Here is a 26826-nt window from a genome sequence, read left to right on the forward strand (position 1 = left end):
ATGATGAAAAGTATTAAAATAATTTTATTATCAATGGCTATAATTCTCGGGATTATAGCTTCATATGTTTATTCTCATATACAGTTGTTACAAACCAAAGCGCTTAATTTAAAAGAGCCTATTTTATTTGAAGTAAAATCTGGTACAGGTTTAACAACTTTGTGTAAACAATTCCAAGCAGAAAAGTTGACTGATAATTGCTGGTCTTTAAGGATCTTGGCTAAGTTAGATCCGACACTAACTGATATTAAAGCGGGTGTTTATCAACTTACAGCAGACTCATTGCTAGATAATGTTAAAAAAATAAATAATTCTCAAGTGCATTTATTCAGTTTTAGCATTATTGAAGGTGAGAGTTTTTCTCAAGTATTAAATAACATCTCAAATTTACCTTATATTAAAAAAGTAATGCAACAGGGCAAAGATAGCTTTTATGTTGATGCGCTTAAAATCAAACATGCAAATACTGAAGGTTGGCTATTTCCTGATACATACTTTTATCAAGCGGGTGATACAGACTTATCTTTATTACAAAGATCACACAGTGCAATGAAAATTTCGCTTGATGAATTATGGCAAAAAAGAGAACAAAATTTGCCTTATGCCAATGCGTATGAAGCCTTGATTATGGCGTCTATTATTGAAAAAGAAACCGCTAAAGCAAGCGAAAGACCTTTAATCGCATCGGTTTTTATTAATCGTTTACATAAAAAGATGCGTTTGCAAACAGATCCAACCGTTATTTATGGACTAAAGGATCAGTTTGATGGTGATTTAACACGTGCACATTTAAAGCAATATACGCCATATAATACTTATAGAATTAAAGCGCTACCACCAACACCTATTGCGATGCCATCATATGCAGCAATACAAGCTGCTTTGTCACCAGAGTCGTCTAATTATTATTATTTTGTAGCAAAAGGTGATGGTAGTCACCAATTTTCAGAAAACCTATCGCAACACAATCAAGCGGTAAGAAAATATCAATTAAAGAAAAAGGTAAGTAATGACAGCTAAATTTATTGTGATCGAAGGCCTTGAAGGTGCAGGAAAGTCAACTGCAATTGCATTATGTCAAAATTACTTTCATCAAAAAAATGTCTCTTATATAGACGTAAGAGAGCCAGGCGGCACACCATTAGCTGAATCGTTAAGAGAATTAGTAAAAGCGGAACATAAAGAGACAATGAGTGCTGAAGCTGAGCTTCTGATAATGTATGCAGCAAGAGCACAGTTAGTGACTAATATTATTTTACCGGCACTCGAGAACAATACTTGGGTATTAGCTGATAGACATGATTTATCTTCACAAGCTTATCAAGGCGGTGGTAGACAAATTGCGAGTGAAACATTAAGCGCGTTATCAAATATTGTTTTAAAAAATTTAAGACCTGACTTAACAATATATTTAGACTTAGATCCTAAGATAGGATTAGCACGTGCTGCAAAACGTGGTGAACTAGACAGAATAGAACAAGAACAGTTATCTTTCTTTCAAAGAACAAGAGCAAAGTATTTAGAAATTGCAAATAGTGATGATTCAATTAAAACAGTAGATGCAAGTCAAGATATTGAATCAGTTCATAAAAATATTACTGCTGTATTGAATGATTTCTTTAAAACAGAAGCTAATAAATGATATACCCATGGCTGAGTGAGTTTAAACAACCACTCGAAACAGCTTATTCTGTAAATAAACTACATCATGGTATTTTATTGAGTGGACAGGCGGGCATAGGTAAAGCTGAATTTGCGCAAGATATTGCGCAAAGTATCTTGTGTAATGCTTCATCCAATCACTTACAATCTTGTGGGCAATGTAAGTCATGTCAGTTGCAGCAAGCAGGTACACATCCAGACAAACTTATTATAGGGCAAGATAATAAAACCATAGGCATTGATGAAATCCGTAAGGTAGCACAGTTTGTTCAATCATCTGCTGGGCAAAATGCTAATAAAGTTGTAGTAATTCATAATGCCGAGTTAATGACTGTAGCGGCACAAAATGCAGTGTTAAAAACCCTTGAAGAGCCCAATCATCAGAGGTATTTATTATTAGTATCACATGAACCTATGCGCTTAGGTGCAACTATACGAAGTCGCTGTTTATGCTATAACTTAACAATAAATAAACCAGAACTGGTGACTGATTGGCTTGCTAATTTTAATTTGGTGTCCCAACCATGGCATATTTTATTTGCACAACAGCCCTTAATGTTATTAAACTGGCATGAGCAAGGAGATTTAAATCAATTAGATAGCTTATACAGCACTGTTGAAAACTTACATCAACAGATTGATTTAAAGATTTTGAATGAAATTTTAAAGAATAAGCCTGAGTATATAAGTGTTTTTAGTATTTTTTTATTTGCTATTATTAAAAAGTATTTAATACAAAAAAACATCGCATTTAATAACTATCAAGAATGCATTAAGCTGTTAGGAAATTTTGAAAATAGTCGAAAATCAATTTTAGGACTTAATGTAACTTTAGCAACAAGTCGTCTGATTTTTTCGCTGCAGGCACAACTAAATAATTAAAAGAGATAAAGTTTTGCAAGAGTTATTAATAGATTTTGAAGATTTAAGAGAGTTATATAAGTGCTATATGCCATTTTTAAAAAATGGAGGCTTGTTTATACGTACTAATATGCAATATGAAATGGGCGAGTCTTTAGCGCTTAGGATCACTTTACCAGATGCTTTAGAAGATGATGTTGTTTCCGGTAAAGTTGCTTGGATCACAGGGCAGGGAAGTCAAAACTCTAATCCTCCTGGAGTAGGTGTCAGTTTTATAGATGATAAAGCCCATGTAAAAGATAAAATCGAAAAACTGGTACTTGATATGATACACTCGGGTGACCGAACATATACTATGTAAAAGCTGTAGAAAACCGTGATTGTAGATTCTCATTGCCATTTAGACCGATTAGATTTTGATAAATTAGACTTAACATTAGCGCAAGTGCTTGATAATGCCAGAGCGAAAGATGTAGAACATTTTTTGTGTGTATCAGTCACTTTAGCGCAATTTCCTGATATGTTAGCAAAAATAGAAGAATTTGATGATGTATCAGCCTCTTGCGGTATTCATCCGTTAGATCAAAAAGATGCCCTAGATAAATCTGAGTTATTAGCTTTAGCTGATCATAAAAAAGTAGTGGCAATTGGTGAGACAGGCTTAGATTATTACTATTCTGAAGACTCAAAACAAGTTCAAATAGACTCTTTTATTGGTCACATTGAAGTTGCCAGACAATTAGATAAACCATTAATTGTTCATACTCGTGACGCCAGAGAAGATACCATTAGCTTATTACGTGAGCACGGCGAAGGTCAGGTAAAGGGGGTTTTACATTGCTTTACTGAGAATTGGGAAATGGCAGAGCAAGCGCTTGAACTTGGTTTATATATTTCGATTTCAGGTATAGTGACATTTAAAAATGCAGTAGAACTCAAAGAAGTTGTGAAAAAAATCCCTCTTGATCGTTTACTAATTGAAACCGACTCTCCTTATTTAGCGCCAGTGCCTTACAGAGGCAAAACAAATCAACCTGCATATGTTCAAGATGTCGCTTATTATATTGCAGAGCTAAAAGGTGTGAGTTACGCTGAACTTGCAAAACAAACAACTGAAAACTTTTACAATTTATTTAATATAAAAAAATAACAATAATAGAGGAATAGTAAATATACATGCTGCCATTTTTAATTGCAGGGCCAATGGTGAGGCTTGCAACGCCTGAGACAGTTTGTATTTGGTTGGCCACTTCCAACGCAAATGCGTGTGATATTAGTTTGGTCAACCAACAACATGAAACCAAAGAAGAAATACTGCAATTAGGTGAACATTTGTTTGTTCGCTTAATTCATATTACTGCTAAAGACACGCCTTTTCCAACTGACGAATTAATTAAATATCAGCTAAATACCAGTGAGAAAATTGATATAAGCATGTTTTGTTATGATGGCTGTAATTTACCTGCGTTTGTAGTTCCTAACAAAATAGACAGTTTATTACATGGTTCTTGTAGAAATCCACATCATCCAAGTGAAGACGCATTAATTAGTGCGGATAACTATCAAGACACACAACGAAATCAAGGGGAAATAGGCGCTCAGCTTTTATTGTTATCTGGTGACCAAATTTATGCAGATGATGTCGCTGGTGTGACGTTGCAAGCAATTTATCAGCTGATCGATACTTTAGGTATATTTAAAGAAACATCACTTAATATTGATTTACCAGATAATATCAATGAGCAGTTGTACCAAAGAGCACAAAAATTGCCAGTTACAGCTTGGCAAGATAGATCCAAACGCACTTTAGGCTACTGGCTTAAAAAAGATTTAGAGCATTTCACCAGTGCGAAGTCAGAAAACCATTTAATAGGTTTTGAAGAATTTGTCGCTATGTATTTACTGTGTTATAGCAAACAAGCATGGCAATGCATCAATTTAGATTTATTAACATTTACAAGCAGTGAAGCAAAAATTAAAAAATGCTTTGACGATGAAAAATCCGCACTACTAAAATTTGTGGCTGGTTTACATCATAGCCAACGACTCTATGCCAATATGAGTTGTTTAATGATGTTTGACGATCATGATGTGACTGATGATTGGAACTTAACAGCAAATTGGGAGCAAAATGTCTATCAAGACCCAGTGAGCAGACGTATAGTTGCAAATGGTTTAATTAGTTATTGGATTTTTCAAGGTTGGGGTAATGACGCTGGCAAAAAGTCAGGCTTTTTTAAAGACTTAATGCTTGATTCAAAAATTGAAAAGCAGTGGTATTTTGAGAATTTAGATAAAGAAATATTTAACTTTTCATATTGGCATTTTGAAGTCCCGTGTGAACCTAAATTAGTTGTACTAGATACAAGAACGCACAGGTGGCGTAATGAGCATAATTTTGATGAGCCTTCCGGTTTATTAGATTGGGAACAGTTAACGCACTTAGAGCAAAACCTAATAGGAGAAGAGGGGGTGATATTAATGTCTCCGGCTCCTGTTTTTGGTGTTAAATCAATTGAAGCTATTCAATCTCTGTTTAATATATGTGGTCACCCTTTATTGGTAGATGTTGAAAACTGGATGGCTCATGAAGGTGCGGCAAGAAAGCTTATGAATACCTTTAGGCGTGCAGATACACCTGTTGAAACATTAATACTCTCTGGTGACGTTCATTATTCATTTTGTTATTCCGTACAAGCACGATTTAGTCAAAGAGATAACCGAATTTGGCAACTCACAGCCAGTGGTATTAAGAATGAATTTCCAACAAAACTGCTTGCTGTATTAGATACATTAGATACTTGGTTTTATGGCGCTAAAAGCCCATTAAATTTCTTTACCAAACGTTGGCAAATGAAAGTATCAAGACATCCTGTGACACATAATGATAAAAAACATTTAATGAGTTTATCTGGTATAAGCCTTATAAAATTGGATCAAGGCAAGTTAGCCAGTTATCAGATTTTGCATGGCAATGGTGAAATTACGGACTTTGAGCTGTAAAAAAGCTTAAAAGGGTATTTTTACATGTTTTACTATGAGATTTAGTTAAGTTTATCATTTCAGGTTTTAAAACTGGATAAAAAAGGCCCAAAGCGAATATATTTGCTTTGGGCTTAGGGGATTGGCTCAATCGAGCCGTGCGTAACTTAAAAATAATTTCACATTCGTTTCGGGAGAAGTGAAAGTACTAATAAGTGTAGTTAACAAAATCTGAAAAGGAAAATATTTATTGTAAAAATATTTCCTTTATAATTAAATGTTTAAAAACTAATTTTAAATTAATTCAAATTGTGTTCACAACTATTTAATAGCTTTACCCCAAGTTATTAACTGGTTATCCCTAACTAAATCACGGGGTAAGCTGTTCTTTATTTTATTCTTCATCCACTTACCTAAACCTATACTTGTACCACATAAGGTTAACAATAACTCACCTTTTTCTGTGGATAATTGTTCTAATTTGATATCTTTTCCGCCAAAGTAATCATTTGCCTGTAGATCTGACAGTTCAAAGGTGTTTTTAGTGGCCAAATCACCAAAGCAAGTTGCAAATTCATGATTTAAGCGCACACCATTTTTATGTAAAGTACCTATGTTTATACCTATACGCGCATATTTTATTTTATTTGAAATAGCAGAAAAGGCTTTAGGGAATAACCAGAGTTCTTTATCTCTTTGCATTAAAGTACCGGGCAATGATTTAATACCAAATTGTTTATTAAGCGTGTTATAAAAAGCCTGTTCTGATTTTTGATCAAATTCAGAAAAAGGGAAATCACCTTTTTTAACTTTGATTTCTTTAGGGGCTTGGTGTGCTACTTTCTTAAATTTAGCGATGAAAAAGCCTTCACAATCGAAAGTTTGCGGCCAAATATGTAAATAACCTTCAGGTGTAGTCGCTTTTTCTGCGCCTTCAAATAAATTAGTAAGAGGCACAATTTCAATCAAGCCGTCAAACAGAGATAAAACATGTTCACATACAGCTTGGTTTTCAATAGGCGTTAAAGTACAAGTTGAATAAACTAATGTACCGCCAGTCTTAAGGGCATAAAAAGCACTTTCTATCAGTTGTTTTTGCACATTAGCAATTTCAATATTTGATTCTAGTGACCAATTTTTAAGTGCATCAGCATCTTTTCTCACGGTGCCTTCACCAGAACAAGGCGCATCTAATAAAATTGAATCAAAACATTCGCTCATATATGGGCCAAATACAGCAGCATCAAAATGAGATAACGCCACATTAGCAATACCTAACCGTTTCATATTGGCACTTAATACTTTAAGACGCGAAGATGAAAACTCATTGGCAACTAAAATGCCATCACCTTTCATATATCCAGCAATTTGCGAGGTTTTAGAACCTGGTGCCGAAGCCATATCTAATGCGCTAGCAGCATTAAACTCCCCATTTTCTAATAAAGCAGTAGGTGGTAACATTGAGCTTGCTTCTTGCACATATATTGCACCGCTTAAATGTAAATCTGTATTACCGATAGATAAATTCTGTTCTTCATCAATTGGACGCGCTAACCAAAACCCTTCTTTACACCAAGGTACAGGATCTAGTTTCCAGTTTTTTGATTCTGCAATACTTTTAAATCTTTCAATAGACATTTTAAGTGTATTAACACGAATAGAGCGGCGTAGAGGTTGTTTACATTTATCAATGTAATCATCTATGCAAAGATGTTCAGGAATATAGCTTTTTACATCATCAATAAATGCTTGTGGAATATAGGTATTTTGATTCACATCAACCTCAAATGAACTTTAAATCTTAATTTTGCGCAATAATACCATGCTCGAGCTTTACGTTGAGCGATTTACAGTGTTTTTATTTAATATAGATAACGTATTAACGATATTTAAGTGTTTTGATTAAGATAAAGCTTTAGTAAACTGATATTTAAAATTAATAATAACAATCCTTGGTCTCATTATGCTCAACCGAATATGGTTATCTTTTTTCATCATCGCTTTTTTTTCTGCCATGGCTACATGGATAGGTGGTGATGGTTTAGTGTTTGAGCGTATGGTTGATGCATTATTTAAAATGGGTAAGGTGTCTGTTGATATCGCCATCGGACTAATAGGCGCTTTATGTTTTTGGCTTGGTATTATGAAAATTGCTGAAAAAGCGGGCATGGTAGATACTTTAGCGAAAGGTTTGTCTCCTTTATTTAGTAAATTAATGCCAGAAGTACCTAAGAATCATCCTGCTTTTGGTTCTATTACTATGAATTTAAGCGCTAATCTTTTAGGGCTTGATAATGCAGCAACACCCCTTGGTATAAAAGCCATGCATGACTTACAAAGTATTAATCCAAAAAAAGATACCGCTAGCAATGCGCAAATTTTATTTTTAGTGCTTAATACCAGCTCAGTGACTTTATTTCCGATTGCCGTATTTGTTTACCGTGCACAGCAAGGAGCTGCAAGTCCAACTGATATATTTATACCTATTTTAATTGCCACATTTAGCTCTACCATTGTCGGTTTAATGACTGTTGCTTGGGTACAAAAAATAAAATTAACTAACTTAGTTGTGATGGCTTATTTAGGCGGATTATTTGCTGTTTTAGGTAGCTTGATTGTTTATTTTTCTACTTTGGCGACTGATGTATTAAGTCATCAATCAGCAGTATTGAGTAACTTTTTAATTTTTAGCTTTGTTTTATTGTGTTTATCTTGGGCTTTTTATAAAAAACATAATGTATATGAGTTATTTATAGAAGGGGCTAAACAAGGTTTTGAATTCTCAATCTCTTTGATCCCATATTTATTGGCAATGTTATGTGCCATAGGTGTATTTCGTGCAAGCGGCGCGTTAGATATCGTACTTGATTGGATGCGCCAAATTGTCATTATATTTAATGGTGATACCCGTTTTGTAGATGCCATGCCTACAGCTCTTATGAAACCATTAAGTGGCTCTGGAGCAAGAGCTATGATGTTAGAGACTATGAATACCCATGGTGCAGATTCATTTGCAGGGCGTTTAGCTTCAACCATACAAGGCTCGACTGAAACAACATTTTATGTATTAGCAGTGTACTTTGGTGCTGTAGGTATTAAACATACACGCCATGCGGTAGCGTGTGGTTTAATCGCTGATTTAGCAGGTATTGTAACTGCAATAGGTGTGTGTTATTGGTTTTTTGGTTAGGTGAAAGGTAATACCCGCCCCATCTACATTGTATTCAATAACTTATTTCATGGTAATAAATAAAATGGAAAATATGTGGGAATCTATTTATGTAGTGGGAGGCTTCACTGGCGAAGAGTTTTTATTGTTATTTACGGCTGTAATATGTTTATACATGTTTTTATATTTTGAAAAGGTTAAATTCAAATTTGGATTGATTACGAAAATTGGATTTATTGGTTATATCGTATTTTTAGCCACAATCTTATATAAAGGGAGGATGGAATCTTATGAATTAGAAAACATATTGATTTCCGGTGAGAAAGTAACACTTTTAGAAGGCGAATTAATCAAAACGCAAATTATTACAACATATGATCCATATATAGGGGAAAATATATCCATTTCTGATGTTGATATATTTAGACCTTCTCCAACTCGTCATTCAATAAAAACAGGCTGTTGGTCTGATTATATTTCTAATTCAAGAGTTATTCTCAAAGGTGATATTCTTCGAATTTATTATATATTGTTATATGAAAAAGGGCCTGAGGGAGTTATTGATGGAATAAGGAAAAATTTAGATGTTCCATGTATTTTGAAAGTAGAGATGAGGAAAAATAAATAAAAGCTTTTATGTTGCTAAAATGTTTTTTAAAGCATAAAAATCAGCAAACTCTTTACTAATGTACTTGTTAGATCTTAATGAATGTACTGTTTCGCTAAGAACAGCCTATTAATGATTACTTTATGCTACAGAAGTCATTCCTTGATCTAAACTTTAAACGGAAATGTAGATTTCCTTTAATCAATTAACTATTAGTTACACTCTTATTGTCGACACTTTAATCTTTTTGTAACGACAAGGTTACACTATTTATTATTTATAGAATTTATTGTCGACAATCCATCCTGTTGTAACTTGACTAAAATGCCTCTGTGACTATAGTTAATGCAGATTATTGTCGACAATGGGTGTCAGTTGGAAGTTAAAAACACAATAAAAACCGCATCAGATCAAGTTTTTGTCGACATTCGTCAGGCGATTGTTGAAGGTGACATTGCGCAAGGTAGTAAAATATCTGAAGCAGAATTAGCTAAATATCATGGTGTTAGCCGTGCAACCTTACGTGAAGCATTAAATCGCCTAGAAAGTTGTCACCTTGTTGAGCGTAAAGCAAACATAGGGTGTCGTGTTGTGGCACTTACACCAGACAAACTACTTGAAGTCTATCAAGTCAGAACGGCACTTGAAGGTTTAGCTTGCAGACTTGCTGCAGAAAATATGACTATGACTGAGATCAATGAAGTAAAAGCATTACTTAATCAGCATTTATCTACTCAAAAAGTAAAACAAGGTGAGTCTTACTATCAAGAAGAAGGCGACCTAGATTTTCATTATCGTATTATTAAAGGCAGTAAAAATAGTCACCTAATTCATTTGTTATGCAATGAGCTTTATCAGTTGATCCGTATGTTTCGTGTGCAAATGGGCATGAATGGACCTCGAGTATCTAAAGCGTTTGATGAGCATTTAGCGATAATTAATGCCATTGAAAGTAAAGACGGTGAGTTAGCTGAACTATTAATGAAAAGACATATAGGCGCATCGGGTGCAAATATTAAATCACGATTTAATTTAGAAACTGTTGCTGAGTAATAAAAAAATAGCGTAACACAAAGAATTTAAAATCAAATTAAACAGAATATAAAAGATAAAAAGACAGCGGAGATTAAAATGTCAGCAGGATTAAAATTTAGACAAGCATTAAAAGCTAATGCACCACTACAAATTGTAGGCACTATCAATGCATATTGCGCCATGATGGCAAAACAATTAGGTCATCAAGCAATTTACTTATCAGGTGGCGGCGTTGCAAATGCCTCTTATGGTTTACCTGATTTAGGCATGACCTCATTAAATGATGTGATTGTAGATGTGCAACGTATAACGTCAGCATGTGATTTACCACTTATGGTAGATATTGATACAGGTTGGGGCGGTGCTTTTAATATTGCAAAAACAATCCGTGATATGGAAAAAGCAGGTGCTGCAGCAGTACATATGGAAGACCAAGTCGCGCAAAAGCGTTGTGGCCATCGTCCTAATAAAGAAATCGTATCAACAGAAGAAATGGTTGATCGTATTAAAGCAGCTGTTGATGCCCGAATTGATCCTGATTTTTTCATAATGGCTCGTACAGATTCATTTGCCCAAGAAGGCTTAGAAGCTGCAATTGAACGCGCTAAAGCGTATGTTGCAGCGGGTGCTGACGGTATTTTTGCTGAGGCGGTTAAAACTGAAGAACATTACCGTGCATTTTCTGAGGCATTAGATGTACCAATTCTTGCAAACATTACAGAGTTTGGTCAAACAGAACTATGGAATAAAGAAGAGCTAGGTCAGTGGGGTGTTGATATGGTGCTTTACCCATTATCAGCATTTAGAGCGATGAATAAAGCAGCTGAATTAGTTTATAAAACATTATTAACGGATGGCGACCAAAAAGCGGTGATTGATAACATGCAAACACGTATGGATTTATACGATTACCTAGGTTACCACGATTACGAACAAAAATTAGATGCCTTATTCAGTGAAGGTAAAAATAAATAAGTTCTTTTTAAAAGACAATAATTAACCTAATTGATAACAAGTTTTATGGAGCAAGACAATGAGTGATAAAAAACTAAGCGGTGCAGGACTACGTGGTCAAAGTGCAGGCGAAACAGCATTATGTACAGTTGGTAAATCAGGTTCTGGTTTAACATACTGTGGTTACGATGTATCTGATTTAGCAGATAACGCAACTTTTGAAGAAGTGGCTTACTTATTATTTAACGGCGAATTACCAAATGAAGGACAACTAGCAGCATACAAAACGCAATTAATGCAAATGCGTGATTTACCAGATTCACTTAAAAAGGTATTACAACTAATTCCTGCTGATGCACACCCCATGGATGTAATGCGTACAGGTGCATCATTTTTAGGTAACTTAGAGCCTGAAACTGATTTCTCACAACAACAAATGGCATCTAATCGCTTATTAGCTGCTTTCCCTGCAATTATGTGTTACTGGTATCGTTTCTCACATGACGGTGTAGAAATTGATTGTGTAACTGATGAAGAATCTTTAGGTGGTCATTTCCTTAAATTACTTCGTGGTGAAACACCATCAGAGCAACATCGTAAGGTAATGGATGTATCATTAATTCTTTATGCTGAGCATGAATTTAATGCTTCTACATTTACTGCACGTGTTTGTGCGTCCACTTTATCTGACATGTTCTCTTGTGTAACAGGTGCAATTGGTTCATTACGTGGGCCACTGCACGGTGGTGCTAATGAAGCTGCAATGGATATGATCCAAAAGTTCAGCTCACCTTCTGATGCAAAAGAAAAAATGGCTGGCATGTTAGCACGTAAAGAAAAAATTATGGGCTTTGGTCATGCGATTTATCGCGAATCAGATCCACGTAACGTGATCATCAAAAAGTGGTCAGAGAAACTAGCACACGAGAATGGTGATACTTCACTTTACGATATCTCTGTGGCTTGTGAAGAGTTTATGTGGGATAGCAAAAAATTATTCTGTAATGCTGATTTCTTCCATGCATCTGCATATCACTTTATGGGTATTCCAACTAAGTTATTTACGCCAATCTTTGTATGTTCACGCTTAACAGGTTGGGCTGCGCATGTAATGGAGCAACGTGCTAATAATCGTATTATTCGCCCTAGTGCCGATTATACGGGCAGTGAGCCTCGTAAAGTAACACCAATCGCAACACGCTAAATTTTTAAACAGGCTGCCACTGCAGCCTGTTTTTATTTACAGTTATAAAATAGCGACAAAAATAGGGAAGTTCTCGTTAATTTTAAACACGAGATAACCGTCACCCTAATAGATTTTCTGGATTTACTATGAATACCTTATACCGAAAGCCCTTACCAAATAGCACATTAGACTTTTATGATACACGAGAAGCGGTTGAAGCAATCACACCGGGTTCTTATGCAAAGCTGCCTTATACTTCAAGAGTATTAGCTGAGCAATTAGTGCGTAAATGTAGCCCTGATACATTAACCGATTCTTTAAAGCAATTAATTGAACGCAGAAGAGATTTAGATTTCCCTTGGTATCCAGCACGTGTTGTATGTCATGATATTTTAGGTCAAACAGCGTTAGTTGATTTAGCGGGTTTGCGTGATGCAATCGCAGAAAAGGGCGGTGATCCAGCTAAAGTAAACCCTGTAGTCCCAACACAGTTAATTGTTGATCACTCGGTTGCTGTAGAGCATGCAGGTTTTGAAAAAAATGCATTTGAAAAAAACCGTGCAATTGAAGATAGACGTAATGAAGATAGGTTCCATTTTATTGAGTGGACTAAAACGGCATTTGATAATGTTGATGTGATCCCTGCTGGTAATGGCATTATGCATCAAATTAACTTAGAAAAAATGTCTCCTGTTGTACAAGCTCGCAATGGTGTTGCATATCCAGATACCTGTGTTGGTACCGATTCTCATACACCACATATTGATGCGCTAGGCGTTATTGCAATTGGTGTTGGCGGACTTGAAGCTGAAACAGTGATGCTTGGTCGTCCATCTATGATGCGTCTACCAGATATTGTAGGTGTTAAGCTTACAGGTAAACGCCAACCTGGCATAACAGCAACAGATATTGTTTTAGCGATCACGGAATATTTACGCAATGAAAAAGTCGTGTCTGCTTATCTTGAATTCTTTGGTGAAGGCGCAGCGAATTTAACAATTGGCGATCGTGCAACTATCTCGAATATGACACCTGAATACGGTGCATCAGCGGGTATGTTTTATATCGATCAGCAAACAATTGATTATTTAAAGATTACTGGTCGTGAGCCAGAGCAAGTTGAGCTTGTTGAAAACTATGCAAAAACTACCGGTTTATGGGCTGATGATTTAGTTGAAGCACAATATGAACGTGTACTTGAGTTTGACTTATCAAGTGTATGTCGCAATATGGCAGGCCCATCAAATCCTCACCGTAGATTACCGACAAGTGAGTTAGCCTCTAAAGGTATTGCAAAAGACTTAGCTGAATGTAAAACGCAAGAATCACAAGGTGAAATGCCTGATGGTGCCTGTATTATTGCTGCAATCACTAGCTGTACTAATACTTCAAATCCAAGAAATGTTGTTGCTGCTGGTTTAGTCGCAAAACGCGCAAACGAACTAGGTTTAAACCGTAAACCTTGGGTTAAAACTTCATTTGCACCAGGCTCTAAAGTCGCAAAACTGTATTTAGAAGAGTCAGGTTTATTACCAGAGATGGAAAAGTTGGGCTTTGGCATCGTTGCTTATGCATGTACAACCTGTAATGGTATGAGCGGGGCACTTGATCCTAAAATACAGCAAGAAGTAATAGATCGTGATTTATATGCTACAGCCGTGCTTTCTGGTAACCGTAACTTTGATGGTAGAATTCACCCTTATGCAAAACAAGCATTTTTAGCATCACCACCACTTGTTGTTGCTTATGCAATTGCAGGCACGATGCGCTTTGATATTGAAAAAGATGTATTAGGGCAAGATCAAAATGGTAACGATATCACTTTAAAAGATATCTGGCCAAGTGATGAAGACATAGATGCAATTGTAAACTCAAGTGTAAAACCTGAGCAATTCAAAAAAATCTATGAGCCTATGTTCGATTTAAAAGTAAATTATGGTGAAGATATTGACCCATTATACGAATGGCGTCCGATGTCTACCTATATTCGCCGTCCACCATATTGGGAAGGTGCTTTAGCAGGTGAGCGAACAATGAAAGGAATGCGTCCGCTTGCAGTACTGGGCGACAACATAACAACAGATCATTTATCTCCGTCAAATGCGATTCAGTTAAACAGTGCCGCTGGTGCTTACTTAGATAAAATGGGTTTACCCGAAGTTGATTTTAACTCGTATGCAACACACCGTGGCGATCACTTAACTGCTCAACGCGCGACTTTTGCTAATCCAAAGCTGTTAAACGAAATGTGTCGTGATGCTAATGGGGAAATAAAGCAAGGATCACTTGCACGTATTGAGCCTGAAGGTCAAGAAAGCCGTATGTGGGAAGCAATTGAAACCTACATGGAGCGTAAACAACCGCTAATTATCATCGCGGGTGCTGATTATGGTCAAGGTTCATCACGTGACTGGGCTGCTAAAGGTGTACGTTTAGCCGGTGTTGAAGTAATCGTAGCGCAAGGCTTTGAACGTATTCACCGAACTAACTTAGTTGGTATGGGTGTATTACCACTTGAATTCACAAATGGTGAAACACGCCACACTTATAATATCGACGGTACAGAGACTTATGATGTTGCCGGTACTGTGGCGCCAGGTTCTGCTATGAAAGTTCTTATGACACGTAAGTCTGGTGAAACAGTAGAGCTCACTGTTAAGTGTCGTTTAGATACAGCTGAAGAAGTATCTGTTTATAATGCAGGTGGGGTTCTACAAAAGTTTGCTCAAGATTTTCTTGAATCAAACGCATAATTTTGATTTTTAAGCAGCTATTTTTACCTATAGCTGCATTGAAAGTGCTCACTTAGTAAACCAAGCTCCGCGCTTTCGCTTTGCTCTAGGAAAAACTATCAAGCTTAAAATTTCAAAATAGTTTAAAAATGATTTAAAAAATTAAAAATAAAACTAAGTAGAAAGTTAGATTCACTAATTTTATGCTTTTTATTGTAGGTGAGGCTTTAGCCTTACTATTCAAAACTAAAATAGAAAGTTAGCTTAACTAATTTTCTATTTTTTATTGTAGGGCTTTAGCCTTACTATTCAAATTTAAAGAGAGCGCTATGACTCATCTTCCTCAAATAAAAATACCCGCGACTTATATGCGTGGTGGAACATCAAAAGGTGTATTTTTCAATTTAACTGATTTACCAAAAGCGGCACAAGTGGCAGGTGAAGCGAGAGATAATATTTTATTACGTGTTATTGGCTCTCCTGATCCATATGGTAAACAAACAGATGGTATGGGCGGGGCGACATCAAGTACCAGTAAAACAGTTATTTTATCTAAAAGTACCGTAGTAGATCACGATGTGGATTATTTATTTGGCCAAGTTGCAATAGATAAAGCGTTTGTAGATTGGAGCGGTAACTGCGGTAACTTAACAGCGGCAGTGGGCTCATTTGCCATTAATTCTGGTTTAGTTGATAGCACACGTATTCCTCAAAATGGTGTGTGTACGGTACGAATTTGGCAAGCAAATATTAAAAAAACCATTATTGCACAAGTGCCAATTACAAATGGTGAAGTGCAAGAAACAGGAGATTTTGAACTAGATGGTGTGACATTCCCAGCAGCAGAAGTACCTGTAGAATTTATTGCGCCAGTTGACCCTTCTGAGGCGATGTTCCCTACAGGGAATATTGTTGATGAACTAGAAGTACCAGGCGTTGGCACTTTTAAAGCAACTATGATCAATGCAGGTATTCCTACTATATTTTTAAATGCGAAAGAAATTGGATATACAGGAACTGAATTACAAGATGCAATTAATGGCGATGATACAGCTTTAACATTTTTTGAAACCATTCGTGCCCATGGTGCGATAAAAATGGGTTTGATTAGCGATGTTGAAGAAGCAGTAGCACGTCAACATACACCTAAGGTTGCATTTGTATCATCAGCCAGTAGTTATACGTCTTCAAGCGGTAAAGAAATCAAGGATTCTGATATAGATTTAAATGTACGTGCTTTATCTATGGGTAAATTACACCACGCTATGATGGGCACAGCTGCTGTTGCGATTGGCACTGCAGCGGCAATTCCAGGTACTTTGGTTAACTTAGCTGCAAACAATGGTGTTTTATCCCAAGAGGGAAAAAACTCGGTTACTTTTGGCCATCCGTCAGGGACTTTAAAAGTAGGTGCACAAGCTAGCATTAATGAAGGTAATTGGACGGTTAATAAAGCAGTTATGAGCCGAAGTGCACGTATTTTAATGGAAGGTTGGGTTCGAATTCCAGGAGATTCGTTTTAAATATCTCTAAGAAAAAAGCTATGAAGACATATTCATAGCTTTGACAACATTTATAAATTGTTTTTAATTTTCTTTACCGAATTATTGAGAACTATCTAGCAAAGCCCATCAGTTCTAAATCATGATATGCCTCATAACCAATAATTTTGATATACCAAGTACCTTCTTGTGGTCTTTTAAGTAATACTTGTTCATCGTTACCCCAATTTAATGGTGCAAAATCATAGTCACTCGTAGTAGGTTCTTGCTCATGTTTTACATAAATGTCAGCATCACCTTCACCGCCTGCAATGTCTAACCAAAGTAGTTTTGCTTTAGGGCCAACATCAATTTTAAAAATAACAGTACTATCAGCTTCACCTTCAATACCTTCAACTAACTCACCACTGAAAAGATAGCCATCTTCTGGTATTTCATTGTCGCCACCGCCTGAGCCATCGCCTACACCTGTGCCATTGCCACTTTTAACATCATTAACCCAAGCATTAAAAGAGTTAACACGGGCATAAACACCATACTTATTAGCAACAGCACATCCTTCGCCCCAAGAAACAACACCAGCCTGTACAAATTCACCATTATGGTTAATCACTAATGGACCGCCGCTATCACCTTGACAAGAATCTTTACCACCTTCTTTAATGCCTGCACAGATTTCAGTTGTACTTATTTTTCCTGAATATGCTTCGGCTGAATTACAAGTATCATTAGAAACAATAGGTACATTCACTTTTTGTAAAACATCTGGGCCACTACCGCCTTGCTCTAGTGCGCCCCAACCTGAAACAGACGCCATCGCACCAGCCATGCCAGATACAGCAATGATTTCATCAGTTGCCAGTTTTATAAAAGGAATATCAGTGATTGGAGAAGATAGCTTTATAAGTGCGATATCGGCAGCATTTTTGCCTTGTTGATTATAATCAGGATGAATATAAACGTCTGCTACAGATGCTTTAGTGCCAGTATCATCACTGAGTTTTAAAAAGTTAGAACGAATTGAAAGGCCGTTGATATTGCCTTTTGTAATATCTTCTACACAATGTGCGGCTGTGAGTACCCAAGTATCAGAGATAAGAGATGCGCCACAAAAGTGTTGGTTATTATATTGCAAACTTGTCATCCATGGACGTGAATTATCTGTAACAGGTTCGCCACCGACAATTTTAGGTGTCGGATTGGTTTTAATATTCATTTTTAAATCATTTGCTTGGCTTAAAACAGGTAGTACTGAAATAGAAGCCAATGCAATTGTTATTAAGTTTTTGTTTATTGCTTTCATGTTTGAGTTTCCTTGTTTTGTTCTCAGTACTGATTAAAGAACAAACAAGAGATGAACTATAGTGAGGTTTTGTATAAAGGATGTATCGGTTTGTATCTTAGAGTATTATTAATGATAGGTTTAAGAAAATATAAAAGGTGAAATATGACATTTCACCTAATATTTATGACTCAGATTATAAGCCTTTTTTACTGTATAAAGTGACTTTGTCTGCAACGATAGTCGCTGTGATATTTTTATCAGCTGAACCCCATATACAGTTTGTGTGTAATGTTTTTTCTTCACAACTATCAGCAGAACCTAATAATTGTTCAATTTCAGTTTTATCCATGCCCACTTTTACTTTGTCATAGTTTTCAATAGTTACTTTACTACACGCTGTCAAAGTTAAAGCAATTGCTGCAATAGAAAGGTATTTTTTCATAATTGTCTCTTTTTATATAATTGTTAAGTTATTAATGCATATAACGTCTAATTTGAATCAAAATGCCGAGCTTAGGATGATCAAAATAATGAATTTCATTACTAATCACACGGCGAAACTGATTAAAATGAAAGTTCTTTAACTTTTCGTTTGTTCGGTCTTCTGCACGTAAGTTAAATTCTGCTTTTATATTCAGGTAACGTCCTCTTAAGAATACTTTAAGCAAACCATCTAACTGCCATGCTTCATTAGGATATTCACTGTTATTGTTGGTAGTGTGATTAATTGATCTGTTATCGGAACTACTATTTAAACTATCACTATTAATAACTTGGTTTAAAAAGGTATTTAAATCATCAGTATTATTCGAACTATCTAAATATGTATTTTGTGTTTGTTTTAAATTACCAAAATAATCATATTGCTTTGAAAAATTTTTACCGCCAAATAAACGATAGCTAGGCGCTTGGCGCTCTTTTAATCCTGGTTGTCGCCAACCTGTATGTAAAATAGGTTGCATGCCTTCACGTTTTAGTCGACTAATAGTAGATTGAAACTCTAATTCTTCAGGTGCGATTATATAAGGTGTTTCCATGCCTTCTTGTAAAGTTACTTCAAGAGTTAAAGGTGTTTTATCCATTAGCGCAATATAATCTACGCTGCCGATACAAACAGGTGAGCTGTATGTATTTAAGGCTTTATTGAATATATTGCTTTGTGATCTTTTGGATAAACATTTATTTTGACCCATTAACTGAAGATGTTCCGAGAGCATATCAACTGACTTATTGGTCTTAATAGGCGATAAATCAAAGCTAAAATCTTCATTTACTTTTTCATTATCAGGATGCTCAAATAATACAACTTCCACTTCATACCAACGACCGTTTGCACTTGAGACAGCAGTGAATAAAAGGAAAGAAAGTCCTATTAGTGATTTTAACGTCATTTATTTAGTTACCTTTTGCTCAAAATCAGTGATCATGGCGTTGATTAATTTCAGTCTTTCACTTGGTTTTTCTTGCGGGATCATAAATTTCAATTTACTTGCACCTTCCATTTTATACCTAGATGGATTTGATTGCAGTAAACCTATGATAAACATAGGATCAACTTTGGTTTCTTTAGTAAAATCTATTGAGCCACCTTTAGCGTTGGCATCAATTTTACTTATGCCTAATTTAGCGGCACGGATTTTTAATAACTGTAAAGCAAATAGATTTTTAGCAGGGTCTGGTAATAAACCGAATCTATCAATTAATTCAATTTTTAAATCATCAACTTGGTCAAAGTCCTGGCTAGATGCGATGCGTTTATACATGCTTAAACGGCTATTTACGTCAAAAATATAATCATCAGGTAATAAAGCAGGTAGTTTTAAATCAACTTCAGTCTGTTGGCCTAAAATATTTTCTAATGTCGGTTCTTTACCTTGTTTTAAAGATTCAACTGTTTGCTCTAACATCTCCATAAATAACGTGAAACCAACAGATTCAATTTGACCACTTTGCTCATCACCTAATAATTCCCCGGCGCCACGTATTTCTAGGTCATGGCTAGCAAGAGCAAAACCAGCACCTAAAGTTTCTAAAGAGCTAATGGCTTCTAAGCGTTTTTTAGCATCTTTTGAAATCACTTTTTGATCAGGCGTCATTAAATAGGCGTAAGCTTGATGATGGCTTCGGCCAACACGGCCTCGTAATTGGTGAAGTTGTGCTAAACCGAGTTTATCTGCACGATCCATAATAATTGTATTAGCACTTGGTACATCAATACCTGTTTCGATAATCGTGGTACAGACTAACACATTAAATTTATTATGATAAAAGTCGGTCATTAGGCGCTCAAGTTCACGTTCACGCATTTGTCCGTGGGCAATCGTAATATTTGCTTCAGGTAATAATATTTCTAAATCTGCCGCTGTTTTTGCAATTGTCTCAACATTGTTATGTAGATAATAAACCTGGCCACCACGTTTTATTTCACGCAGCACAGCTTCACGAATAATAGCCGGATCAGATTGATGTACAAATGTTTTAACTGCTAAGCGTTTTGCTGGTGGTGTGGCTATGATAGATAAATCACGCATACCGCTCATTGCCATATTCAGCGTTCTTGGAATTGGCGTTGCTGTCAGTGTTAAAATATCAACATCTGCTCGAAGTGATTTAATTTTTTCTTTTTGTCTTACGCCAAACCTATGTTCTTCATCAACAATTAATAAACCTAAGTCTTTATATTTGATGCTTTGATTTAATAGCTTATGCGTACCAATTAAAATATCTAAACGGCCATCGGCTAATTTAGCTAATATTTCAGTTTGTTCTTTTGCTGATTTAAAACGAGAAATAACATCAACTTCAATAGGTAAGTTAGCAAATCTATCTTTAAAGTTTTCATAATGTTGCTGTGCTAATAAAGTAGTTGGTACTAAAATAGCCACCTGTTTACCATCATTAACGGCAACAAAGGCCGCTCGCATTGCCACTTCTGTTTTACCAAAACCTACATCTCCACATACTAATCTATCCATAGCTAATGGTGATTGCATATCGCCAATTACGGCTTCAATAGCATTTTTTTGATCTTCTGTTTCTTCAAATGGAAAGCTATTTGAGAATTGCGCATAAGCACCTTTATCTATTCTAAATATATTGCCTTGTTTAGCCTGCCTTTGAGCGTATATATCAAGTAATTCTGCGGCAACATCTCGTACTTTTTCTGCTGCTTTTCGTTTGGCTTTTTCCCAAGTATCTGTACCAAGCTTATGTAATGGGGCACTTTTGTCTTCGCCGCCAGAATAGCGTGTAAGCATATGCAAAGCAGAGACAGGCACATATAATTTAGCTTCGTTCAAATATGTAATGGTTACAAACTCAGCTAAAACTCCTGCAGCATCAAGAGTTTGTAGTCCTTGATAACGACCAACGCCATGATCTAAATGTACAATCGGCTGGCCAATTTTCAATTCAGCTAAATTACGAATGATGGCATCAGCGGTGCCTTCATATTTATGTTTACGTCGTCGCTTCTGAGAAACTTTCAAGCCTAATAATTCTTGTTCTGTAATAAGGCTTAATTTTGGTTTCCCATCTAAAACAACACTTTGCTCTAATGGACTGACAATTAAACCAACGTCAGTTTTAGAGTCAACAAAGTCTTTAAAACTATCAAAAGAGTTTAGCTTTATACCAGCTGGTTTAAATAAGCTGAGTAGTGACTCTCTTCTGCCTTCACTTTCTGTGGTAAATAAAACACGTGCTTTAGTTGATTTTTGTTCTATTAAATATTTAGAAATCGCATCAAAAGGATTTTTTAATTGATGGTCAACACGTACATTTGGCAGCGCTATTGTCGGTAAATTAAAGTGGCCAGCTTTGGTACCTAATTTTGCAAGCGATAAGTTAATGCGAGCAAAATTGCCCATGTTTGAATACAATTCATCAATAGGTTGATATATAGAATTTGGAGCTAGTAATGGTCTTAAAGGGTCTACATTACGATTTTCAAAACGCGATTGAACATCCTTATAAAATGCTTGTGCACTGTGCTCAATATCACCTAAATGCATTAAAACAGCATTCGTTGGTAAGTAATCAAATATGGTTGCCATTTTTTCAAAAAATAATGGCATGTAATATTCTATACCACCGGGATATTGGCCTTTAGTTACTTGAGTATAAATAGACTCAGGCTGTTTACTGGCGCCAAATAATTCTCTGTATTGACTTCTAAAGCGTTCAATATCTTTTTCATTTGTCGGAAATTCATGAGCTGGCATTAATTCAATTGATTGTATTTCCGTGCCAGATCTTTGTGTTTCTACATCAAATTCTTTGATGCTGTCGAGTTCATCATCAAATAAATCTAATCGTAACGGCGTATGATTTCCCATTGGGAATAAATCGACAATAGAACCACGAACAGCAAATTCACCGTGTTCCATTACTTGCTGAACATTTGTATAACCAGCCGTTTCTAAATTACTTCTTAATTTATGACTATCTAATGTTTGTCCGGTTTTAAATAATAATGTGCTGCCATAAATAAATTCAGGGGGCGAAGTACGTAGCATTAAAGTCGCTACTGGTAATATTAAAACACCGCTTTGTGTTTGTTTGAGTTTATTTAAGCTGGCTAAACGGTCTGAAATAATATCTTGGTGAGGTGAAAAATGATCATATGGTAACGTTTCCCAGTCAGGGAATATCATGACATTTTGTTCAGGGAGTAAAAACTTTAATTCAGACTCTAACTTTAATGCTGAAGGTGTATCTTGAGTGACTAGCACAACTAAGGCTTTATGGTCTTTAACACCTTGAGATATGGTTAAACTTAATGCACTGCCTTGTAATTGCCCCCATTGAATTTTATCTTTATTAGATTTTACCCAAGGTAATGATGCCCACTGCGTTAATGCCATTTAGTTTAAACTCCAAACTCTTTTTATTTTGTATTGTTGATATTCTATATAAAAAAGGCGATTAAGATGCCTATAATTTATGTTTTGCTTTAAGTTGTAATAATCGAGATTGTGCATGCAAACTTGCACGTACTAATAATTCTTGATCAGATGCTCTTACTTGAGTGAACAGTAAAGTATACCTAAACGAATCAACTTCTTTATCTTCTTGTATTGCAATAACTTGAGAGAAACAATATACAGCAGCGGCATCGAAATCTAAAAATAGTTTACAGCAAAAGTCTTGACCTATGGCGTACTTTTCTTGTGTATTGAGTGTAAATCCGCCGCCGCCATAAGAGTGTGTTACAAGTTTATCATCGGTTTCATGCTCTGTTGATAAAATATGCGACATGATCAAATCAATCTTTCTAGATTGTGCTTTTAAAAATACCGCTAACTCATCTGCAACGTCGCTCAATTGTCTTAATGGTCTGAGTGCACTTTGCTCAAGTTCATTAACTTCATTTGCAAGTAGAAATAAAGGTGGGATCCTTTGCTCTAATATTAATGTATTTTCAGGTACCTGCTCAGGGGGGACAGCTTCAAGATTGACTTTAATAGCTTCTTCAATTTGAAAGTATTGTTTAAATTCTTCAAGTTTTGTTTGTGACATAAGAGATTGAGCATTAGTAGAAATTTTTACATATATTAGCCATTTATTAAGTCTAGGCAAGTAAAGAACATATTTTTACAAACTTCTTAATAACAAAGCTACATTAAAAATCATGATTAATGTTAAACTCGCTATAATATTTCGTAGCTGTTAGGTACTTTTGTTCATTATGTTTCAACCTGTTAGCCTATTTATAGGTCTTAGATACAGCCGTGCGGCGAAAGGCAATGCGTTTATTTCCTTTATCTCGTTTTTTTCTATTACAGGCATTACGTTAGGAATAATGGCATTGATCACCGTTGTTTCTGTTATGAATGGATTTGAAAATAAACTTAAACAAAGTATGTTAGGTTTATTGCCCCATATTGAACTTAGGTTTCAAGAAAACCCATCACAAGATAAATCGATTACTTTTAATCAAATTAAAGAAAATCTATTACAAGATGAACGCGTTTCAGATGTATCACAATACATTGAAGCTGAGGCAATTCTACAAACAAATAAAAATATTCAAGGGGTGATCTGGCAAGGTGTTTATGCCAAGGCGCAACTTCAACAAGTTCAAGATAGTATAAAGCAGGGTAGCTGGCAGGCATTGTTTAATCAAAAATATACGATAGCGATGAGCCGCTACCAAGCGATTAGATTGGGATTAAATATAGGTGATAAAATTAGAGTTATCGTGCCTAAGGCATCAAGTTATACACCTATGGGCCGAATACCGAGTCAGAGGTTGCTCACATTAGTTGCTATTTATTCCACAGGCTCTGAAATAGATAGAAGTTTAGCATTCAGCCATGGTTTATCGGTATCAAGATTGCTCAAAATTCCAAAATCACAAAAGCAAGCGCCGAGTATTCGAGTGCAATTAAAAGACCCTTTTACAATTGATAATGTTTTATTTACGCACTCAAATACCTTTCATCAATTTGAAGTTTCGGATTGGCGTAAAACGCAAGGGGGTTTATTTTCGGCTGTGGCGATGGAAAAACGCATTATGTCATTATTATTAGGCTTAATTATTCTTGTTGCCGTATTTAATATTGTTTCAGCTTTAACCATGATGGTGGCAGAAAAACAATCTGAAGTTGCGATATTACAAACATTAGGCTTAACCCCAAATAGTGTAAAACAGGTATTTATTATTCAAGGTTTATATAACGGCTTATTTGGTGCTTTGCTCGGCGGTGGTTTAGGTATTGCGTTTGCTGCCAATATTAATCAAATATTAGACTTAGTGGGTTTAAATTTACTTGGTGGTGCAATCTTGCCAGTCTTATTTGATGTATCTCAGTTAAGTTATATTATTTTTGGCAGTATATTTATGAGTTTTTTAGCAACTTTATACCCAGCAACAAAGGCGGCGAGTGTACGTCCGGCAGAGGTTTTAAGATATGAGTAATTTAGTAATAAAATGCACGGACATAAATAAAATTTACCAAGATGGTAAAAATAAAACACAAGTATTAAAAGGCGTTAACTTAGAATTAGAACAAGGCGAATTATTAGCGATTGTTGGTAGTTCAGGTTCTGGAAAAAGTACCTTATTGCATATATTGGGCACATTAGATGTAGCGACCGATGGGACTAGTAAGATATTAGATCAAGATGTTGCAAAATTGAGTCGTAAGCAACAAGCCGAATTTAGAAATAAAAATTTAGGATTTATCTATCAATTTCACCATCTGCTAATGGAATTTAATGCATTGGAAAATGTTGCGATGCCATTGTTGATTGCTGGAATGAAGCCAAAGCAAGCAAAAGAAAAAGCAAAAGATATGCTTGATAAAGTTGGGTTAAGTCATCGTATTGAGCATAAACCATCTGAGCTGTCTGGTGGTGAAAGGCAAAGGGTGGCAATTGCACGTGCTTTAGTGGGTGAACCCGCGCTTATTTTAGCAGATGAGCCAACAGGGAATTTAGATAAGCAAAATGCACTTAAAATTTACAATCTAATAAATGAGTTAAATAAGTCTCTCAAAACAAGTTTTGTTGTTGTGACTCATGACTTAGAATTGGCAGCAAAATTAGGTAAAACAGCTTATTTAGATGATGGTATTTTAACGCTTAAAAAGAGTTCGCTGTGAAATTTAGTTTATTTTTAAGTAAAAGATTTAGACATGCTAAACATGAAAATGGTTTTATTGGTTTTATAGGTAAAGCTTCAAGTATTGGCATAGGTTTAGGCATAGCTGTTTTGATAGTTGCATTATCGGTAATTAATGGTTTTGAATATCAAATGGTTAACCGATTACTTAATGTTGTTCCTCATATTGAGTACGAGGCACCTAATGCACCAATAAAAAACTGGAAAAGTAAAATTCAAAGTATAGAGGATCATACCTCTGTGATAGCTGGTGCGCCTTTTATCGCGCTTAATGGCATGGCACAGTTTAAAGGCAAACTAAAAGCTGTTGAAGTCAGGGGCATTGATCCTAAGTTAGAAGTCGGTGTTTCTGGTGTTCAAGATTATATTAAAAACTTTGACTTAACTGCATTGGCTAACAATCAGGTTGTTTTAGGTAACCAAATAGCAGAAGAGATCGGCGCACAAAAAGGGGATTTAATTACTTTATTGATCCCGCAAATTAATGCGGGTGCTAACTCATTAAAAGCAGCTAAAAAAATGAAACTAAAGTTAGTTGGCATTATTAAAATGGGCGGACCGATTGATCGCATGACAGCTTTGGTTAACTTATCTAAAACACAAGAAATACTAGGCTTTGAGAAAGATGAAACGAAAGGGTTAAGATTAAAAATTGATGATGTTTTTGCGGCTCAGACATTATCTATGACATTAGGTTATCAGTTAGATGATTACGTATATGTGAGTAGTTGGTTTATAAAACATAGTAATTTATATCAAGATATTCAGATGGTTCGCACGATAGTTTACTTAGTTGTATTACTTATTATTGCTGTGGCAAGTTTTAATATTGTCTCCACTTTAGTAATGGAAGTTAAAGAAAAACAATCAGATATTGCCATATTAAAAACCATGGGCGCAAAAGATAGCACAATAATATCTACCTTTATGTTGCAAGGGTTAGGGCAATCTTTGAGTGGAATATTCTTTGGCACCTTACTTGGTGTGTTATTAGCAATGAATATACCTGATATTTTTAATTGGTATAGTGAATTCACAGGAAAAAATGTACTGTCAGGCATTTATTTTGTTGAATTTTTACCCTCAAGATTAGATTTTACAGATGTTGCTATCACGGTCTCAATTACTTTAGTGATGACAGTATTAGCAACTGCTTATCCTGCATGGCAGGCAAGCCGGATTGATCCGGCAAAAGTACTCGGCCAATAAATAGTCAGACTTTGA

At 35.6% G+C, this 26826-nt stretch carries 22 protein-coding genes; 16 read left to right on the forward strand and 6 right to left on the reverse strand.

Annotated elements, in window-relative coordinates; translation table 11 throughout:
• Genes mltG through KO527_RS10200 form a run of 6 tightly spaced genes read left to right on the forward strand, consistent with a single transcriptional unit; the run spans window position 1 to window position 5526 of the window.
• The gene (gene mltG / locus KO527_RS10175) at window positions 1-1020 is read left to right on the forward strand and encodes an endolytic transglycosylase MltG (RefSeq protein WP_216040206.1); all 1020 of its coding nucleotides are present in this window, start codon (window positions 1-3) and stop codon (window positions 1018-1020) included.
• Window positions 1010-1642: a dTMP kinase gene (gene tmk / locus KO527_RS10180; RefSeq protein ID WP_216040207.1), complete on the forward strand. Its 633-nt coding sequence runs from the start codon at window positions 1010-1012 to the stop codon at window positions 1640-1642. The genes mltG and tmk overlap by 11 nt, the downstream gene beginning before the upstream one ends.
• Entirely contained in the window at window positions 1639-2544 is a 906-nt protein-coding gene (locus KO527_RS10185; RefSeq protein WP_216040208.1) for a DNA polymerase III subunit delta', read from the forward strand. Before tmk ends, KO527_RS10185 begins: the two co-directional genes overlap by 4 nt.
• A gap of 13 nt (window positions 2545-2557) precedes the next feature.
• A complete protein-coding gene (locus tag KO527_RS10190) occupies window positions 2558-2884 on the forward strand; it encodes a PilZ domain-containing protein (protein ID WP_216040209.1) in 327 nt (108 codons plus the stop codon).
• A 15-nt stretch (window positions 2885-2899) separates the two neighbouring features.
• Window positions 2900-3673 (forward strand): TatD family hydrolase, encoded by a 774-nt coding sequence (locus KO527_RS10195; protein ID WP_216040210.1) that lies wholly within the window; start codon window positions 2900-2902, stop codon window positions 3671-3673.
• A gap of 26 nt (window positions 3674-3699) precedes the next feature.
• Entirely contained in the window at window positions 3700-5526 is a 1827-nt protein-coding gene (locus KO527_RS10200; protein WP_216040211.1) for an alkaline phosphatase D family protein, read from the forward strand.
• A 300-nt stretch (window positions 5527-5826) separates the two neighbouring features.
• On the opposite strand, the gene rsmF is transcribed toward KO527_RS10200, so the two are convergent.
• Window positions 5827-7281 (reverse strand): 16S rRNA (cytosine(1407)-C(5))-methyltransferase RsmF, encoded by a 1455-nt coding sequence (gene rsmF, locus KO527_RS10205; protein WP_216040212.1) that lies wholly within the window; start codon window positions 7279-7281, stop codon window positions 5827-5829.
• A gap of 187 nt (window positions 7282-7468) precedes the next feature.
• Here rsmF and KO527_RS10210 point away from each other — a divergent pair, with 187 nt between their 5' ends.
• The 7 genes from KO527_RS10210 (at window position 7469) to prpF (ending at window position 16711) form a co-directional block, all read left to right on the forward strand.
• Window positions 7469-8695, forward strand: coding sequence for a spore maturation protein (locus tag KO527_RS10210; RefSeq protein WP_216040213.1), 1227 nt, complete (start codon window positions 7469-7471; stop codon window positions 8693-8695).
• Between the two features lie 64 nt (window positions 8696-8759).
• Window positions 8760-9302 (forward strand): hypothetical protein, encoded by a 543-nt coding sequence (locus KO527_RS10215; RefSeq protein WP_216040214.1) that lies wholly within the window; start codon window positions 8760-8762, stop codon window positions 9300-9302.
• A gap of 354 nt (window positions 9303-9656) precedes the next feature.
• Window positions 9657-10334 carry a GntR family transcriptional regulator gene (locus tag KO527_RS10220; RefSeq protein ID WP_252733615.1) on the forward strand — a complete coding sequence of 226 codons (678 nt, stop codon included), beginning with the start codon at window positions 9657-9659 and terminating at the stop codon, window positions 10332-10334.
• 78 nt (window positions 10335-10412) lie between these two features.
• On the forward strand, window positions 10413-11291 hold the full coding sequence (prpB, locus tag KO527_RS10225; protein ID WP_216040216.1) for a methylisocitrate lyase: 879 nt from the start codon (window positions 10413-10415) through the stop codon (window positions 11289-11291).
• Between the two features lie 58 nt (window positions 11292-11349).
• Window positions 11350-12474 (forward strand): 2-methylcitrate synthase, encoded by a 1125-nt coding sequence (prpC, locus tag KO527_RS10230; protein ID WP_216040217.1) that lies wholly within the window; start codon window positions 11350-11352, stop codon window positions 12472-12474.
• Between the two features lie 128 nt (window positions 12475-12602).
• A complete protein-coding gene (gene acnD, locus KO527_RS10235) occupies window positions 12603-15209 on the forward strand; it encodes a Fe/S-dependent 2-methylisocitrate dehydratase AcnD (RefSeq protein ID WP_216040218.1) in 2607 nt (868 codons plus the stop codon).
• Between the two features lie 308 nt (window positions 15210-15517).
• Window positions 15518-16711: a 2-methylaconitate cis-trans isomerase PrpF gene (gene prpF / locus KO527_RS10240; RefSeq protein WP_216040219.1), complete on the forward strand. Its 1194-nt coding sequence runs from the start codon at window positions 15518-15520 to the stop codon at window positions 16709-16711.
• A 91-nt stretch (window positions 16712-16802) separates the two neighbouring features.
• Here the strand turns inward: prpF and KO527_RS10245 are convergent, their stop codons facing one another.
• The 5 genes from KO527_RS10245 to KO527_RS10265 all read right to left on the reverse strand — a co-directional run bounded on the left by KO527_RS10245 (window position 16803) and on the right by KO527_RS10265 (window position 23495).
• Complete coding sequence (locus KO527_RS10245; protein WP_216040220.1) at window positions 16803-17993, reverse strand: trypsin-like serine protease; 1191 nt, start codon at window positions 17991-17993, stop codon at window positions 16803-16805.
• Window positions 17994-18168: 175 nt separating this feature from the next.
• Complete coding sequence (locus tag KO527_RS10250) at window positions 18169-18417, reverse strand: lipoprotein (RefSeq protein WP_216040221.1); 249 nt, start codon at window positions 18415-18417, stop codon at window positions 18169-18171.
• Between the two features lie 31 nt (window positions 18418-18448).
• Entirely contained in the window at window positions 18449-19366 is a 918-nt protein-coding gene (locus KO527_RS10255; RefSeq protein ID WP_216040222.1) for a CsiV family protein, read from the reverse strand.
• Complete coding sequence (mfd, locus tag KO527_RS10260) at window positions 19367-22840, reverse strand: transcription-repair coupling factor (RefSeq protein WP_216040223.1); 3474 nt, start codon at window positions 22838-22840, stop codon at window positions 19367-19369.
• Between the two features lie 70 nt (window positions 22841-22910).
• On the reverse strand, window positions 22911-23495 hold the full coding sequence (locus tag KO527_RS10265) for a PilZ domain-containing protein (protein ID WP_216040224.1): 585 nt from the start codon (window positions 23493-23495) through the stop codon (window positions 22911-22913).
• Window positions 23496-23664: 169 nt separating this feature from the next.
• Here KO527_RS10265 and KO527_RS10270 point away from each other — a divergent pair, with 169 nt between their 5' ends.
• From KO527_RS10270 to KO527_RS10280, 3 genes are read left to right on the forward strand one after another with little or no spacing between them, the layout of a single operon-like run.
• Window positions 23665-24897, forward strand: coding sequence for a lipoprotein-releasing ABC transporter permease subunit (locus tag KO527_RS10270; protein ID WP_216040225.1), 1233 nt, complete (start codon window positions 23665-23667; stop codon window positions 24895-24897).
• The gene (gene lolD / locus KO527_RS10275) at window positions 24890-25582 is read left to right on the forward strand and encodes a lipoprotein-releasing ABC transporter ATP-binding protein LolD (RefSeq protein ID WP_216040226.1); all 693 of its coding nucleotides are present in this window, start codon (window positions 24890-24892) and stop codon (window positions 25580-25582) included. Before KO527_RS10270 ends, lolD begins: the two co-directional genes overlap by 8 nt.
• On the forward strand, window positions 25579-26811 hold the full coding sequence (locus KO527_RS10280) for a lipoprotein-releasing ABC transporter permease subunit (RefSeq protein ID WP_216040227.1): 1233 nt from the start codon (window positions 25579-25581) through the stop codon (window positions 26809-26811). Before lolD ends, KO527_RS10280 begins: the two co-directional genes overlap by 4 nt.
• The last annotated feature ends 15 nt before the right edge of the window (window positions 26812-26826 follow it).

Origin of the sequence: Pseudoalteromonas sp. C2R02 (assembly GCF_018860845.1) — a bacterium.
Classification (GTDB): Bacteria; Pseudomonadota; Gammaproteobacteria; order Enterobacterales; family Alteromonadaceae; genus Pseudoalteromonas.

Bases quoted from the DNA above. Each gene is read 5' to 3' on its own strand.
- tmk (WP_216040207.1), top strand. From the start codon at position 1,010: ATGACAGCTAAATTTATTGTGATCGAAGGCCTTGAAGGTGCAGGAAAG.
- KO527_RS10255 (WP_216040222.1), bottom strand. From the start codon at position 19,366: ATGACGTTAAAATCACTAATAGGACTTTCTTTCCTTTTATTCACTGCT.
- lolD (WP_216040226.1), top strand. From the start codon at position 24,890: ATGAGTAATTTAGTAATAAAATGCACGGACATAAATAAAATTTACCAA.
- KO527_RS10270 (WP_216040225.1), top strand. From the start codon at position 23,665: ATGTTTCAACCTGTTAGCCTATTTATAGGTCTTAGATACAGCCGTGCG.
- KO527_RS10210 (WP_216040213.1), top strand. From the start codon at position 7,469: ATGCTCAACCGAATATGGTTATCTTTTTTCATCATCGCTTTTTTTTCT.
- KO527_RS10215 (WP_216040214.1), top strand. From the start codon at position 8,760: ATGGAAAATATGTGGGAATCTATTTATGTAGTGGGAGGCTTCACTGGC.
- mltG (WP_216040206.1), top strand. From the start codon at position 1: ATGATGAAAAGTATTAAAATAATTTTATTATCAATGGCTATAATTCTC.
- prpC (WP_216040217.1), top strand. From the start codon at position 11,350: ATGAGTGATAAAAAACTAAGCGGTGCAGGACTACGTGGTCAAAGTGCA.
- KO527_RS10185 (WP_216040208.1), top strand. From the start codon at position 1,639: ATGATATACCCATGGCTGAGTGAGTTTAAACAACCACTCGAAACAGCT.
- mfd (WP_216040223.1), bottom strand. From the start codon at position 22,840: ATGGCATTAACGCAGTGGGCATCATTACCTTGGGTAAAATCTAATAAA.
- prpF (WP_216040219.1), top strand. From the start codon at position 15,518: ATGACTCATCTTCCTCAAATAAAAATACCCGCGACTTATATGCGTGGT.
- KO527_RS10200 (WP_216040211.1), top strand. From the start codon at position 3,700: ATGCTGCCATTTTTAATTGCAGGGCCAATGGTGAGGCTTGCAACGCCT.
- KO527_RS10265 (WP_216040224.1), bottom strand. From the start codon at position 23,495: ATGTCACAAACAAAACTTGAAGAATTTAAACAATACTTTCAAATTGAA.
- KO527_RS10245 (WP_216040220.1), bottom strand. From the start codon at position 17,993: ATGAAAGCAATAAACAAAAACTTAATAACAATTGCATTGGCTTCTATT.
- KO527_RS10250 (WP_216040221.1), bottom strand. From the start codon at position 18,417: ATGAAAAAATACCTTTCTATTGCAGCAATTGCTTTAACTTTGACAGCG.
- prpB (WP_216040216.1), top strand. From the start codon at position 10,413: ATGTCAGCAGGATTAAAATTTAGACAAGCATTAAAAGCTAATGCACCA.
- acnD (WP_216040218.1), top strand. From the start codon at position 12,603: ATGAATACCTTATACCGAAAGCCCTTACCAAATAGCACATTAGACTTT.